The organism is Aeromicrobium flavum (genome assembly GCF_007992115.1).
Taxonomy (GTDB): Bacteria; Actinomycetota; Actinomycetes; order Propionibacteriales; family Nocardioidaceae; genus Aeromicrobium; species Aeromicrobium flavum.
The window spans coordinates 91,748-104,149 of the sequence record NZ_BJZQ01000012.1 but is presented as its reverse complement, the minus strand read 5'-3'; the positions used below and the strand labels follow the sequence as shown (position 1 = coordinate 104,149).

Here is a 12,402-nt window from a genome sequence, read left to right as displayed (position 1 = left end):
GGGAGCCGAGATCGGCGGCAGTGGCCTCCATCGCCCCCGTGGCGGCCGCCGCTCCGGTGCGACGGGCGAGGTACGCTCCGACCGTCTCTCCCGGACGGCGCTCGTGCTCCTGCGGGAGCCAGCCGACGAAGGCGTCGGACGGTGCCGTGGTCACCGACCCGGCCAGGGGCGCCGCCCGGCCCGCCAGCAGGCTCAGGAGGGTGGACTTGCCCGCCCCGTTGGCCCCGACGACCCCCACGACGTCGCCCGGAGCGACCGTCAGGTCCAGATCCGCGAAGAGGGTGCGGTGGGCATGTCCCCCGGACAGGCCCTTGGCGACCAAGGTGGCACTCACCTCGCGATCGTACGGTGACGCGACGCCCGCCCCGACATCACATCGACTCGAGCGGTTCGGCCTCGGCGTCGAGCTCGGCGCGGACCACGTCGAAGGCGACCTGCGGTGCGTACCCCTTGCGGGCGAGCATCGCGGTGAGCCGGCGGACCTGGACGGACTGGTCTAGACCCTGGACCGAGCGCAGCTTGCGCTGGACCAGCCGGTGCGCCGCCTGCCGCTCGCCGTCGGGATCGACGTCCTCGAGCACGACATCGATGATCTCCGACGCGACCTTCTTGCGCTGCAGTTCCATCCGCAGCACCGACCGCGCCAGGCCCTTGGACCGACCGCGCTGCTCAACCCAGAGGCGCGCGAAGCGCTCGTCGTCGACCAGCCCCTCGTACTCGAGCTGGTCGACCACGACGGTGGCCACGTCCTCGGGGAACTTCCGGCGCGCCAGCGCGTCGAGCAGCTCACCGCGGCTGCGGTCGCGCGCGGCCAGACGATCCATCGCGATCGTCCGGCCCGCGACGACGACCGCCCGCGGATCCGAGTCCGGATCCGTCGGGTCGATCATCAGAAGTCGGCGGCCGAGAGGTCGCCCGCCAGGTCGTCGGCCACCGGGGCGGCGTCGGCGGGCTCGTCGAGCTTCGCACCGATGCCGAGGTGCTCCAGGATCCGCTTGTCGATCTCGTCGGCCAGGTCGGGGTTGTCGCGCAGGAAGTTGCGCGCGTTCTCCTTGCCCTGGCCCAGCTGATCGCCCTCGTACGTGTACCAGGCACCGGCCTTGCGGACGAAGCCCGCCTCGACGCCCATGTCGATCAGGCTGCCCTCGCGGCTGATGCCCTGGCCGTACATGATGTCGAACTCGGCCTGCTTGAACGGCGGCGCCATCTTGTTCTTGACGACCTTGACGCGGGTGCGGTTGCCGACCATGTCGGTGCCGTCCTTGAGCGTCTCGATGCGACGCACGTCGAGGCGGACCGAGGCGTAGAACTTGAGCGCCTTGCCGCCGGTCGTGGTCTCGGGGCTGCCGAACATGACGCCGATCTTCTCGCGCAGCTGGTTGATGAAGATCGCGGTCGTGCCCGAGCCGTTGATCGCACCGGTCATCTTGCGCAGCGCCTGGCTCATGAGGCGGGCCTGCAGGCCGACGTGACTGTCGCCCATCTCGCCGTCGATCTCCGCGCGAGGCACCAGGGCCGCCACGGAGTCGATGACGATGATGTCGAGCGCGCCGGAGCGGATCAGCATGTCGGCGATCTCGAGGGCCTGCTCGCCGGAGTCGGGCTGCGACACCAGCAGGGCGTCGGTGTCGACACCCAGCTTGCGGGCGTACTCGGGATCGAGCGCGTGCTCGGCGTCGATGAACGCCGCGACGCCGCCGGCCTTCTGGGCGTTGGCCACCGCGTGCAGGGCGACCGTCGTCTTGCCCGAGGACTCCGGACCATAGATCTCGACGACACGACCGCGCGGCAGCCCGCCGATGCCGAGCGCGACGTCCAGGGAGATGGCGCCGGTGGGGATGATCTCGATCGGCGCACGGGCCTGGTCGCCCAGACGCATCACGGCACCCTTGCCGTACGAGCGGTCGATCTGCGCGAGCGCGTTCTCGATCGCCTTGTCCTTGTTGGCGCGGTCCTTGGGGATGTCGCGGTTCGAACCAGTCGTGCTGGTGTTCTTAGCCATGGGGCGTCCTTCGTGTCGTCGACCGTCACGGTCGTGGTGGCGGGCCATCTTCGACGGTAGGCGGACTCACTGACATTCGTGAGCCTCGTCGACTCGTCTGTGGATGACGCCCGACCTCACCGTCGGCCTGTGGAACGAGCCTAGGCCGAACAGGTGTTCGACGGAAGTCCGACACGCCGAACACCACCGCCCCGTCCGGAACGGACGGGGCGGTGGACCGGATCGACGCGGGACTACGCGACGAGCGCGTCGGCGATGGCGCCGACGAAGGCCGGGAGGTCGTCGGGGTTGCGGCTGGTGATCAGGTTGCCGTCCACGACGACGGTCTCGTCCACCCACTCGCCGCCGGCGTTGCGGACGTCGACCGCCAGGCTCGGGAAGCTCGTCAGGCGCTTGCCCTCGACGAGGCCGGCCGAGACCAGCAGCCACGGCGCATGGCAGATCGCGGCGACGGGGGCGCCGGACTCGAGCGCCTTCGTGGCGATCCGCTGGGCCTGCTCGTCGACGCGGAGGTGGTCGGCGTTGACGGTGCCGCCGGGGAAGACGAAGGCGTCGGGCCAGTCCTGGTCGAACTCGTCCAGGGTGCCGTCGACGCGCACCGAGATGCTCTGCTCGACGTCTCCCTGCATCGCCTGCAGGGTGCCGCCGTGGGGGGCGAAGATCCGCACGTCCGCACCAGCGTCCTCGAGGCTGTTGCGGGGAGTCGTGAGTTCGGACTCCTCGAAGTGGTCGGTCGCGATGATCGCGACGCGCTTGCCGGTCAGGTCGGGAAGGTCGCTCATGTCCCCGACGCTAACTCAGCGATCGCGTGACGGCAGGTCGAGCGCGGCGTGCACCGCTCGCCACACCTGTTGCGGGTCGACGCCCGCCTCGAGTGCCTCCATCGGGGTGCGTCCGCCCAGCGCCGTGATCGCCTGCTGGTGGGCCCACGACGACGCGTAGGAGGCCCCGAGGGCCGCCTCCATCCGCTTCCAGAACTCGCTGTGCCTCACGCGGCGGAGGCCCGGGCCTCTTCACGTGCGATCGACGACACGGTCGCCAGATCCGCAGCCTCCTCGAGCTCAAGCAGGGAGCTGACGTCGAGCAGAACCTTGCTCAGCGGCACCTCGAGCGCCTGGGCCAAGGCGGCGAGCAGCTCGGAGCTGGCCTCCTTCTGGCCGCGCTCGACCTCGGAGATGTACCCGAGGCTGATCCGCGCCCGCTCGGAGACGTCGCGCAGGGTCAGGCCTTCGGCGAGCCGACGTGCCCGGAGCACGTCGCCGATGAGTTCACGCATCGCGGTCATCGCCACCACCTTCCCTGTGAGGCTCAACGTCTGTCGGGCCGCTGTTCTTCCCCAGCCTATAGTGCAGGTCCGCCAGGACGGCGCGGACCGCCGAACGCCGCACCGCGTCCCGGTCGCCGGACAGCTCGAGGCGCCGCGACACCACTCCGTCGGGGCCGGCGACGGCGAGGTGCACCGTGCCGGGCGGGTGTCCCTCGGACGGGCCCGGGCCGGCCACCCCGGTCGTGCCGAGGCCCCACGTGGCGCCCAGCCGGTCCCTGACCCCCAGCGCCAACTGCTCGGCCACCGCCGGGTTCACGGTGCCCTCGCGGGCGATCAGGTCGGCGTCGACGCCGAGGACGGCCGTCTTGACGTCGGGCTGGTAGGCCACCACCGCCCCGCGCACGACGTCGGACGCCCCGGGGACGTCGACCAGCGTCGCGCAGACCAGGCCGCCCGTGAGCGACTCGGCGGTGGCGACGGTCTGTCCGGCCGCGCGCAGCGCCGCCACCACGTCGGCGGCGGAGACCGGGCTCACCGGACGACGTCGTCGGCCGGCGCCTGCGCGGCCAGCCGTCGGGCGTCGACGACGTACTGGACGCCCGTGACCAGGGCGAGGGCCAGCGCGGCCGCCATCACGACGTGGGTGATCCACAGCAGGCCGGTGGGCACGACGCCGCCCCACAGCTCGAACGGGAGGCAGTAGCCGGCGATGGCGACCGACTGCAGGACGGTCTTGAGCTTGCCGCCGCGTCCGGCCGGCATGACGAAGCCGCGACGGACCATGACCATGCGCATGACGGTGATGCCCCACTCGCGCACGAGCATCGCGACCACGGCGGCCCAGAAGACCGGCCCCCAGGCCTGGTCGTCGAAGAGGATCGCCAGTCCGATGAACGCCATCCCGGTGAGCGCCTTGTCGGCGATCGGGTCGGCCATCTTGCCGAAGTCGGTGACCAGGTTGTGCTTGCGCGCGATGTCGCCGTCGATCTTGTCGGTGGCCATGAGCACCGCGAAGGCCGCCCAGGCGGCGATGCGGTAGCCGACGGACTCGCCACCGTCGTGCAGCAGCAGCCACCCGAACACCGGGACGCCCAGGATGCGGATGACCGTGAGGGCGTTCGGGACGTTCCAGTTGCTCGGCTTGTCTGCCGGGAGCGACGAATCCATGGGGCTCAGTATGGCTCAGGAGGGTGAGAGCCACGTCCATCCGGGCACGTTCCGCGCCACCCAGTACGCCAGCACCACGACCAGCAGGGCCCAGATCCAGCGCGCCGGGACGCGGCTGGGGTGCCACGCGCGCCGGCCCAGCAGCCGCAGTCCCCACGCGGCCCACGCCACGAGCACGAGCGGGAGGAGCAGGACGGCCAGCGGGTTGCGGTCCCACGCTGTGGCGACGTCGCCCTGCGCCAGCGCGTGGACGGTGCGCAGGCTGCCGCACCCGGGGCAGTACAGGCCTGTGACGGCCAGGAACGGACAGGTCGGGTAGTGCCCCGACTCCTCCGGCGAGACCGTGGCGACGACGGCCGTCGCGGCCAGGCCGGCGACGGTGACGGCCGCGAACGAGAGCGCCCCGCGCCGCCGGATCTCTCCGGCGGGCGCGGGGCGCTGGGTCACGTCGCTCAGGTCAGAGGCTCGTCGTCGACGTGGACGTGCCGCTGGACGCCGCGATGATGATGACCGCGATGTAGATGAGGATGACGACGACGCCGACCACCGCGGACCAGATGGCCCACTGCTTGGCCTTGCGCGACGACTCCTGGGCTCCGGCGAGGTCGCCGGCGGCGAACTTGCCGTTGACCTGGGCCGCGTACACGATCGAGACCACGCCGAGCGGAAGGCAGCAGAACAGCGTCGTGAGGATGGCCCACACGAGGTTGTTCGGCGGCGGCGTCTGGCCGACCGGTCCCGAGGGCGGCGGAGGCGGAGCGTTGTAGGACATGCATTCCCTTTCGTGTCACCGTCCCCCCCGAGGGAGAACACGGTGGTTTACATGTTGATGCTGGTGCGCTGAGCCTAGTGGCTCAGCCGACCTGGATGCTCGCCAACACGTCGGACAGGTCGTCGGGCTTGACCAGGACGTCGCGCGCCTTCGACCCCTCGCTGGGCCCGACGACGCCGCGGCTCTCGAGGATGTCCATCAGGCGGCCCGCCTTCGCGAAGCCGACCCGCAGCTTGCGCTGGAGCATCGAGGTGGAGCCGAACTGCGTGTTGACCACGAGTTCGACCGCCTGCAGCACCAGGTCCATGTCGTCGCCGATGTCGTCGTCGAGCTCGCGCTTCGCCGCTTGGGGCGCCGTGACGTCGTCGCGGTAGGACGGCTGCAGCTGCTCCTTGCAGTGGTTGACGATGGTCTCGATCTCGGCCTCGGTGATCCAGGCGCCCTGCATGCGCATCGTCTTGTTGGCGCCCATGGGCAGGAACAGGCCGTCGCCCTGGCCGACCAGCTTCTCGGCGCCGGGCTGGTCCAGGATGACGCGGCTGTCGGCCAGCGAGCTTGTCGCGAACGCCAGACGGCTGGGGACGTTGGCCTTGATCAGGCCCGTGACCACGTCGACGCTGGGACGCTGGGTGGCCAGCACCAGGTGAATGCCCGCGGCACGGGCCAGCTGCGTGATGCGCACGATCGAGTCCTCGACGTCGCGCGGGGCCACCATCATCAGGTCGGCGAGCTCGTCGACCACGACCAGCAGGTACGGGTACGGGGTGAGCACGCGCTCGCTGCCCGGGGGCGGCTGCACCTTGCCGGACACGACGGCCTTGTTGTAGTCGTCGATGTGCCGGTAGCCGAAGTTGGCGAGGTCGTCGTAGCGCAGGTCCATCTCGCGCACGACCCACGCCAGCGCCTCGGCGGCCTTCTTCGGGTTCGTGATGATCGGCGTGATGAGGTGCGGGATGCCCTCGTAGGCGTTCAGCTCGACCCGCTTCGGGTCGACCAGGATCATCCGGACCTCGTCGGGGGTGGACCGCATGAGGATCGACGAGATCATCGAGTTCACGAAGCTCGACTTGCCCGAGCCGGTCGCGCCAGCGACCAGGAGGTGGGGCATCTTCGCGAGGTTGGCCACGACGTAGCCGCCCTCGACGTCCTTGCCCAGGCCGATCACCATCGGGTGGTGGTCGCTGCGGGCCTTGTTCGACCGCAGGACGTCGCCGAGGGAGACCATCTCCTTGTCGACGTTGGGGATCTCGACGCCGATCGCGCTCTTGCCCGGGATGGGCGAGAGGATGCGCACCTCGTTGGAGGCGACGGCGTACGCGATGTTCTTGCTGAGGGCGGTGACCTTCTCGACCTTGACGGCCGGGCCGAGCTCGACCTCGTAGCGCGTGACCGTCGGCCCACGCGTGTAGCCGGTGACGGTGGCGTCGATCTGGAACTGCTCGAGCACCTCGGTGAGGCGGCCGACGACCTCGTCGGACGCGGCCGAACGGGCCTTGGGCGGCGTGCCCTCCTTCAGGGCGCTCGGCTCGGGCAGCGTGTAGACGATGTCGCCGGAGAGGGCCAGCTGCTCGGCGCGGACGGGCAGCGGCTCGAGCGGCTTGAGCTCCGGCTGGGGCTCGGGCTCGGAGACGGCCGGGACGGGCGGCGTGAAGCTGACCGGCACCTGGCGGTCGTCGTCGGGTCCGTCGACGAGCGGGTTCTCGAAGGGCTCGTCGGGGATCGGCACGGTGCGCGGGTGGCGCTTCTTGACGGGCTCCGGCGTCGCCTCTGCGACGGGCGCGGCCTTCTCGCGGCCCAGGGCCTTGTCGAAGACGCCGCGGACCCGGTCGGGCACGGCGTACAGCGGCGTGGCCGTGACCACGAGGACGCCGAAGATCACGACGAGGACGAGGATCGGCGCGACGACCCAGCCGGTCTTGAGCAGGTCGACGAGGATCGCCGAGAACAGGAAGCCCACCGCTCCCCCGGCGTCGGACATGTCGGGGTCGCTCGGGCGGGGCGTGCCGTGCGCGAGGTGCACGAGGCCGAGGACGCCACCGACGATGGCGGCCCAGCCGATGACCTGGCGACCGGCGGGTCCGTTGCGGTCGGGATGACGCAGGGTGCGCCAGGCGACGACGGCCAGCAGGATCGGGACGGCCCACGCCAGGACGCCGACCGAGCCGGTCGTGACGCGGCGCACGGCGGCACCGACGCCGCCGGGGATGTCCCACCACACCGACGCGGCGGTGACGAGCGCCAGCGAGATCAGCGCCAGGCCGACGCCGTCGCGGCGCTGCTCGGCGTCGAGCTCGCGGGCGCTGTGGCCGATGCTGCGGGCGATCGCCCCCACCACGCCGGCCAGTCCCAGCCAGAAGGCCGTGGAGGCGCGCAGGATGCCCGAGAGGGCAACACTCAGTGGACCAGGACCGGTACGCGGCGCCGGCGCCTTGCGGGCAGGTTGCTTGCGCGGCGCGGGCTTCTTGCGGGCCTGGCTGCCGGACGGCCGCTTGCGCGGCGGGGAAGACGTTCGGGTCGCCATGCTGGCAAGGCTAAACCAGAACCTGAGAGTTCTCACGGACCCACGCCGCAGACGCGGCCGGGGTCAGTGGCTGGCCAGCCCCAGCTCGCCCGGGAACGGCAGGACGTCCGCCCGCTCGAGCGCGAGGGAGACGAGTCGCTGGTCGGGGGCCCCGGCTCCCAGCAGCGGGGCCGTGACGACGTCGGCGCCGAGGCGACCGATGGCGGAGGCGCCCTCGCCGGACGCGAGGGCGTACATCGAGACCACGACGCGCTGGTTGTGGGCCCGGGCGACGTCGAGGGCCTCGTCGACCGGCGTGCCGACGCCGTCGACGACGCCGACGTGCACCGGTCCGCCCCACACGGCGCTGAGCAGCCGGGCGGCCTTCGACACGTCGGCCAGCGCGCGGGGGCCGTCGGCGTGCGGTGCCACCATCACGATCGTGTCGGACGGGCGCGCGCCCGCCTCGATCAGGCGGCGCACGCCGATCTCGGCCAGGACCCAGTCGGGACCCATGGCCGGCGCCACGCGCACGCGCGGGTCGTCGGCCGCCGCCTCCTGCAGCAGCCGCGTCGCGGCCACGTCATGGGTCAGGACCAACGGCACGATGACCCGGGGCCCCGACGTCTCGGCCACGACGTCGCCCAGGGACGGCTGTTGGACGTCGACGAACGCGTCGACGACCTCGGCCCCCTGCGCATGACGCCGGACCGAGTTCACGAGCGACGCGATGGCGGAACGACCTTGGTGCGAGGTCGTTCCATGGCTGCACACGATGATCCGGGTCCTCACCCCTTCAGCGTGGTGAGGATCTGTTTCCCCCGGGTTACAGCCCCGGCGAGGTTGGGTAACGAGTGACGCGAGGTGTCAGGCCTCGAGCACCACCGGGACGATCAGCGGCCGACGACGCAGGCGGCGGCCGGCGAACGAGCCGATGACGCGACGCATGACCTGCTGCAGGGCCGCCGTGTCGCGCGCGCCCTCGGCGAGCGCCTCCTCCAGGGAGCTGACGAGCTTGGGCTGGATGGCGTCGAAGACCGAGTCGTCCTCGGCCAGGCCGCGGGCGTGGATCTCGGGTCCGCTGACGATCTTGCCCGTCGTGGAGTCGATGACGGCGATGACCGAGATGAAGCCCTCGGCCGCCAACGTGCGCCGGTCCTTGAGGTCGGAGTCGGTGACGTCGCCGATCGAGGCGCCGTCGACGTAGACGTAGCCCACCTCGTAGGCGCCGGCGATCTCGGCGTGACCGTCGATGAGGTCCACGGCGTAGCCGTCCTCGGCGATGATCGTGTTGGGCACGCCGGTCTGGCGGGCCAGCGCCGCGTTGGCGTGCAGGTGGCGGATCTCGCCGTGCACCGGCATCACGTTCGACGGCTGGACGATGTTGTAGCAGTAGAGCAGCTCGCCGGCCGACGCGTGACCGGACACGTGCACCAGCGCGTTGCCCTTGTGCACGACGTTCGCACCCAGCTTGGTCAGGCCGTCGATCACGCGGTAGATCGCGTTCTCGTTGCCGGGGATCAGCGACGAGGCGAGCAGCACGGTGTCGCCCGGCTCGAGGTGCACCTGCGGGTGCGTGCGGTTGGCGATGCGCGACAGGGCCGCCATGGGCTCGCCCTGCGAGCCGGTGGACATGAGCACCATGCGCTCCGGCGGGGCGGCGTCGATCGAGTCGACGACCACGCCGTCCGGCACCTTGAGGTAGCCCAGCTCGCGGGCGATCTGCATGTTGCGCACCATCGACCGGCCGACGTACGCGACCTTGCGGTTGTGCTTGACCGCGGCGTCGAGCACCTGCTGGACGCGGTGGATGTGCGAGGCGAAGGACGCGACGATGATGCGCTTCTTGCTGCGCGCGAACACCGCGTCGATCGCCGGGGTGATCGACTTCTCGGCGGTCGTGAAGCCGGGCACCTCGGAGTTGGTCGAGTCGGTCAGGAACAGGTCGACGCCGGCCTCGCCGAGGCGCGCGAACGCCCGCAGGTCGGTGATGCGGCCGTCGAGCGGCAGCTGGTCCATCTTGAAGTCGCCGGTGTGCAGCGCGACGCCGGCGGCGGTCTTGATCGCCACGGCCAGCGCGTCCGGGATGGAATGGTTGACCGCGACGAACTCGCACTCGAACGGGCCGAAGGACTCGACGTCGTTCTCGCTGACGACGTGCATCGGCACGTCCTTCAGGCGGTGCTCCTTGAGCTTCGGCGCCAGCAGCGCCAGCGTCAGCTTCGAGCCGATCACGGGGATGTTCCCGCGCTCGCGCAGCAGGTACGGCACGCCGCCGATGTGGTCCTCGTGACCGTGCGTCAGCACGAGGCCGACGATGTCGTCGAGGCGCTCACGGATGGGCGCGAAGTCGGGCAGGATCAGGTCGACGCCCGGCTGGTGCTCCTCGGGGAACAGCACCCCGCAGTCGACGATCAGCAGCTTGCCGTCGAACTCGAAGACGGTCATGTTGCGACCGATCTCGCCCAGACCCCCCAACGGGACGACGCGCATGGCGCCCGGCGCGAGCGGGGCGGGAGTGGGAAGTTCGGTGTGCATATGGCTCATGCCAGTAGATCAGCGTCCTTGAGTGCCGCTCGAATGACCTGGACTTGTTCGTCCGTCGCGGGAGTGAGCGGCAGTCGCACGCCCGCGTGAGGGATGACGCCGAGTTCGGCGACGGCCGCCTTGGCGGCGATCGCACCCTGCGTCTGGCCCATGATCGCGTGGATCAGGGGAAGGAGTTCGTTGTCGATGTCGCGCGCCCGGGCGAGGTCGCCGGCGTCGACGGCCTCGATCATGGCCTTGATGCGGGCCGCCGCGACGTGGCTGACCACGCTGACGACCCCCACCGCACCGAGCGCCAGCCACGGCAGGGCCAGCGCGTCGTCGCCGGCGTAGAGCGCCAGGCTCGAGTTGGCGCGCAGGCGCGCACCGCGGACGAGGTCGGCGGACGCGTCCTTGACGGCCACGACGGTCGGGCGCGACTCCAACTCGGCGTAGGTGGCCTCGCTGATCTCGACGCCGGTGCGACCGACGATGTCGTAGAGCATGATCGGCGTGTCGCCGCCCGCGGCCGCGACGGCATCGATGTTGGCCAGCAGACCCGACTGCGGGGGCTTGCTGTAGTACGGGGAGACGAGCAGCAGGCCGTCGACGCCCGCGCGGACCGCCTGCTCGGCGAGCTCGACGGTGTGGCGGGTGTCGTTGGTGCCGACGCCGGCGAGGATCGCGGCGCGGTCGCCGACGGCCTCGATCACGGCGGCCAGCAGGCGGCCGTCCTCCGCGCCCGTGGTGGTGGGCGACTCGCCGGTGGTGCCGCTGACGACGAGGCCGTCGCTACCGTTGTCGACCAGATGGGTGGCCAAGGCGGCGGCGGCATCGAGGTCGAGCTCGCCGTCGGTGGTGAACGGCGTGGCCATCGCGGTCAGGAGACGACCGAACGGCGCGGCCTCGGTGGCGAGCGGAGACGTCATGTACCGAGGTTACCGCCACGCTGTCGGACCTCTCGGGCAGGATGAACCGGTGACCGACCACTATCCGCAGGACACCCTCGCGACCCGTGCCGACGACGGCACGCTGACGCTCGAGGTGACCGACCGCTGGAACACTCCCCTGGGTAAGCCGAACGGCGGCTGGGTGCTGGCCGCGATGCTGCGCGCCGCGATGGACACCACGGACGTGGGCCGTCCCGCGGTCGCCGCCATCACCTACTTCGCCTCCCCCGAGCCGGGCACCACGGCCACGCTGACGGTGACGCCCGTGAAGCTCGGGCGCCGCGTCCAGACCGTCGACGTCGACCTCGGCTGCGACGGCCGACCCCTCGCCCGCATGACCGCGAGCTTCGCGCGCGACCACCACGGGCCCTCCCAGGAGCTCGGCGCGGCCCCGGCGCTCCCCGACCCCGCCACGCTGCCCGACCCGCGCGAGCTGGGCATGCCGACCGACGGGCTGTTCGGCCGGATCGAGTACCGGATGGCCGAGGTGCCCGGATGGGCGACGGGCGAGCCGACGGGCGACCCCACCACGACGCTGTGGCAGCGCCTCGATGGAGGCACCGCGATCGACTGGCCGGCCGTGGCGCTCCTGACCGACGCCTCTCCCCCGCCCGTGATGGAGCTGGGCCAGATGAAGTCGATGACCGTGCAGCTGACGGTGCACTTCCACCGCCTGCCCGAGCAGGGCGGATGGGTCGCCTCGCGCTTCAGTACCCGGCACGTCGCGGAGGGCTTCCACGAGGAGGACGGCGAGCTGTGGGACGACCAGGGCCGCCTGCTGGCCCAGTCGCGCCAGCTCGCGATCCTGCTCTGAGGGTCAGTCGGGGGTGTCGGTGACGCCCTCGTAGAGCCCAATGACGTTGCCGTCGGGGTCCTCGAAGATCGCCCACCAGCTCGTCTCGGAGATGGGCTGGCGCTCCATCACGACGCGCGCGCCCTGCTCCTTGGCCGCGGCGAGCGTCTCCTCGATGGAGTCGACCTCGACGTACGAGCGCGGCTGGGTGAAGCCCTCCGAGCGCGGTGCGAGTCCGCCCCCGCTGATCTCGTTGGGTGCCTGCCACATCGGGTAGCCCTCGAAACCGGGGTACTCGGTCATCTTCCAGCCGAACAGCCGGCCGTAGAACTCCTGGGCGCGCCGGGTGTCGGCCACCGGGATGTCGACGTGCGTGATGTCACCGTGTGCCATGGGATGTCTCCTCTCGTTCCCGCCAGTGTCGG

General features: G+C 71.1%; 16 protein-coding genes. 1 reads left to right on the top strand and 15 read right to left on the bottom strand.

From position 1 onward, the window contains the following. The 14 genes from AFL01nite_RS11575 to dapA form a co-directional block, all read right to left on the bottom strand. On the bottom strand, positions 1-334 hold a 334-nt coding region (locus tag AFL01nite_RS11575), incomplete at its 3' end, for an ATP-binding cassette domain-containing protein (RefSeq protein WP_146827835.1). Positions 335-371: 37 nt separating this feature from the next. Then, positions 372-890: a regulatory protein RecX gene (locus AFL01nite_RS11570; protein WP_146827834.1), complete on the bottom strand. Its 519-nt coding sequence runs from the start codon at positions 888-890 to the stop codon at positions 372-374. Further along, on the bottom strand, positions 890-2,002 hold the full coding sequence (gene recA, locus AFL01nite_RS11565) for a recombinase RecA (protein WP_146827833.1): 1,113 nt from the start codon (positions 2,000-2,002) through the stop codon (positions 890-892). The genes AFL01nite_RS11570 and recA overlap by 1 nt, the downstream gene beginning before the upstream one ends. Before the next feature lie 233 nt (positions 2,003-2,235). Then, positions 2,236-2,784 (bottom strand): type 1 glutamine amidotransferase domain-containing protein, encoded by a 549-nt coding sequence (locus tag AFL01nite_RS11560; RefSeq protein WP_146827832.1) that lies wholly within the window; start codon positions 2,782-2,784, stop codon positions 2,236-2,238. Between the two features lie 15 nt (positions 2,785-2,799). Further along, entirely contained in the window at positions 2,800-2,994 is a 195-nt protein-coding gene (locus AFL01nite_RS11555) for a DUF3046 domain-containing protein (protein WP_146827831.1), read from the bottom strand. Beyond that, a complete protein-coding gene (locus tag AFL01nite_RS11550; RefSeq protein ID WP_146827830.1) occupies positions 2,991-3,287 on the bottom strand; it encodes a helix-turn-helix domain-containing protein in 297 nt (98 codons plus the stop codon). Before AFL01nite_RS11550 ends, AFL01nite_RS11555 begins: the two co-directional genes overlap by 4 nt. After that, positions 3,271-3,804: a CinA family protein gene (locus AFL01nite_RS11545; RefSeq protein ID WP_146827829.1), complete on the bottom strand. Its 534-nt coding sequence runs from the start codon at positions 3,802-3,804 to the stop codon at positions 3,271-3,273. Before AFL01nite_RS11545 ends, AFL01nite_RS11550 begins: the two co-directional genes overlap by 17 nt. Further along, a complete protein-coding gene (locus AFL01nite_RS11540) occupies positions 3,801-4,436 on the bottom strand; it encodes a CDP-alcohol phosphatidyltransferase family protein (protein WP_146827828.1) in 636 nt (211 codons plus the stop codon). Before AFL01nite_RS11540 ends, AFL01nite_RS11545 begins: the two co-directional genes overlap by 4 nt. Before the next feature lie 15 nt (positions 4,437-4,451). Further along, a complete protein-coding gene (locus tag AFL01nite_RS11535; RefSeq protein ID WP_186813927.1) occupies positions 4,452-4,883 on the bottom strand; it encodes a DUF2752 domain-containing protein in 432 nt (143 codons plus the stop codon). Positions 4,884-4,893: 10 nt separating this feature from the next. Then, positions 4,894-5,208 (bottom strand): CD225/dispanin family protein, encoded by a 315-nt coding sequence (locus AFL01nite_RS11530; protein WP_146827827.1) that lies wholly within the window; start codon positions 5,206-5,208, stop codon positions 4,894-4,896. An 82-nt stretch (positions 5,209-5,290) separates the two neighbouring features. Next, positions 5,291-7,729: an FtsK/SpoIIIE family DNA translocase gene (locus AFL01nite_RS11525; RefSeq protein WP_146827826.1), complete on the bottom strand. Its 2,439-nt coding sequence runs from the start codon at positions 7,727-7,729 to the stop codon at positions 5,291-5,293. 63 nt (positions 7,730-7,792) lie between these two features. After that, positions 7,793-8,500, bottom strand: coding sequence for a sirohydrochlorin chelatase (locus AFL01nite_RS11520; protein ID WP_146827825.1), 708 nt, complete (start codon positions 8,498-8,500; stop codon positions 7,793-7,795). 75 nt (positions 8,501-8,575) lie between these two features. Further along, positions 8,576-10,255 (bottom strand): ribonuclease J, encoded by a 1,680-nt coding sequence (locus AFL01nite_RS11515; protein WP_146827824.1) that lies wholly within the window; start codon positions 10,253-10,255, stop codon positions 8,576-8,578. Then, positions 10,252-11,163, bottom strand: coding sequence for a 4-hydroxy-tetrahydrodipicolinate synthase (gene dapA / locus AFL01nite_RS11510; RefSeq protein ID WP_146827823.1), 912 nt, complete (start codon positions 11,161-11,163; stop codon positions 10,252-10,254). The genes AFL01nite_RS11515 and dapA overlap by 4 nt, the downstream gene beginning before the upstream one ends. A gap of 49 nt (positions 11,164-11,212) precedes the next feature. On the opposite strand from dapA, the gene AFL01nite_RS11505 reads away from it, so the two are divergent. After that, positions 11,213-11,998: a thioesterase family protein gene (locus tag AFL01nite_RS11505; RefSeq protein ID WP_186813925.1), complete on the top strand. Its 786-nt coding sequence runs from the start codon at positions 11,213-11,215 to the stop codon at positions 11,996-11,998. A 3-nt stretch (positions 11,999-12,001) separates the two neighbouring features. Here AFL01nite_RS11505 and AFL01nite_RS11500 read toward each other — a convergent pair whose 3' ends face one another. Further along, complete coding sequence (locus AFL01nite_RS11500) at positions 12,002-12,370, bottom strand: VOC family protein (RefSeq protein WP_146827821.1); 369 nt, start codon at positions 12,368-12,370, stop codon at positions 12,002-12,004. Between the last annotated feature and the right edge of the window lie 32 nt (positions 12,371-12,402).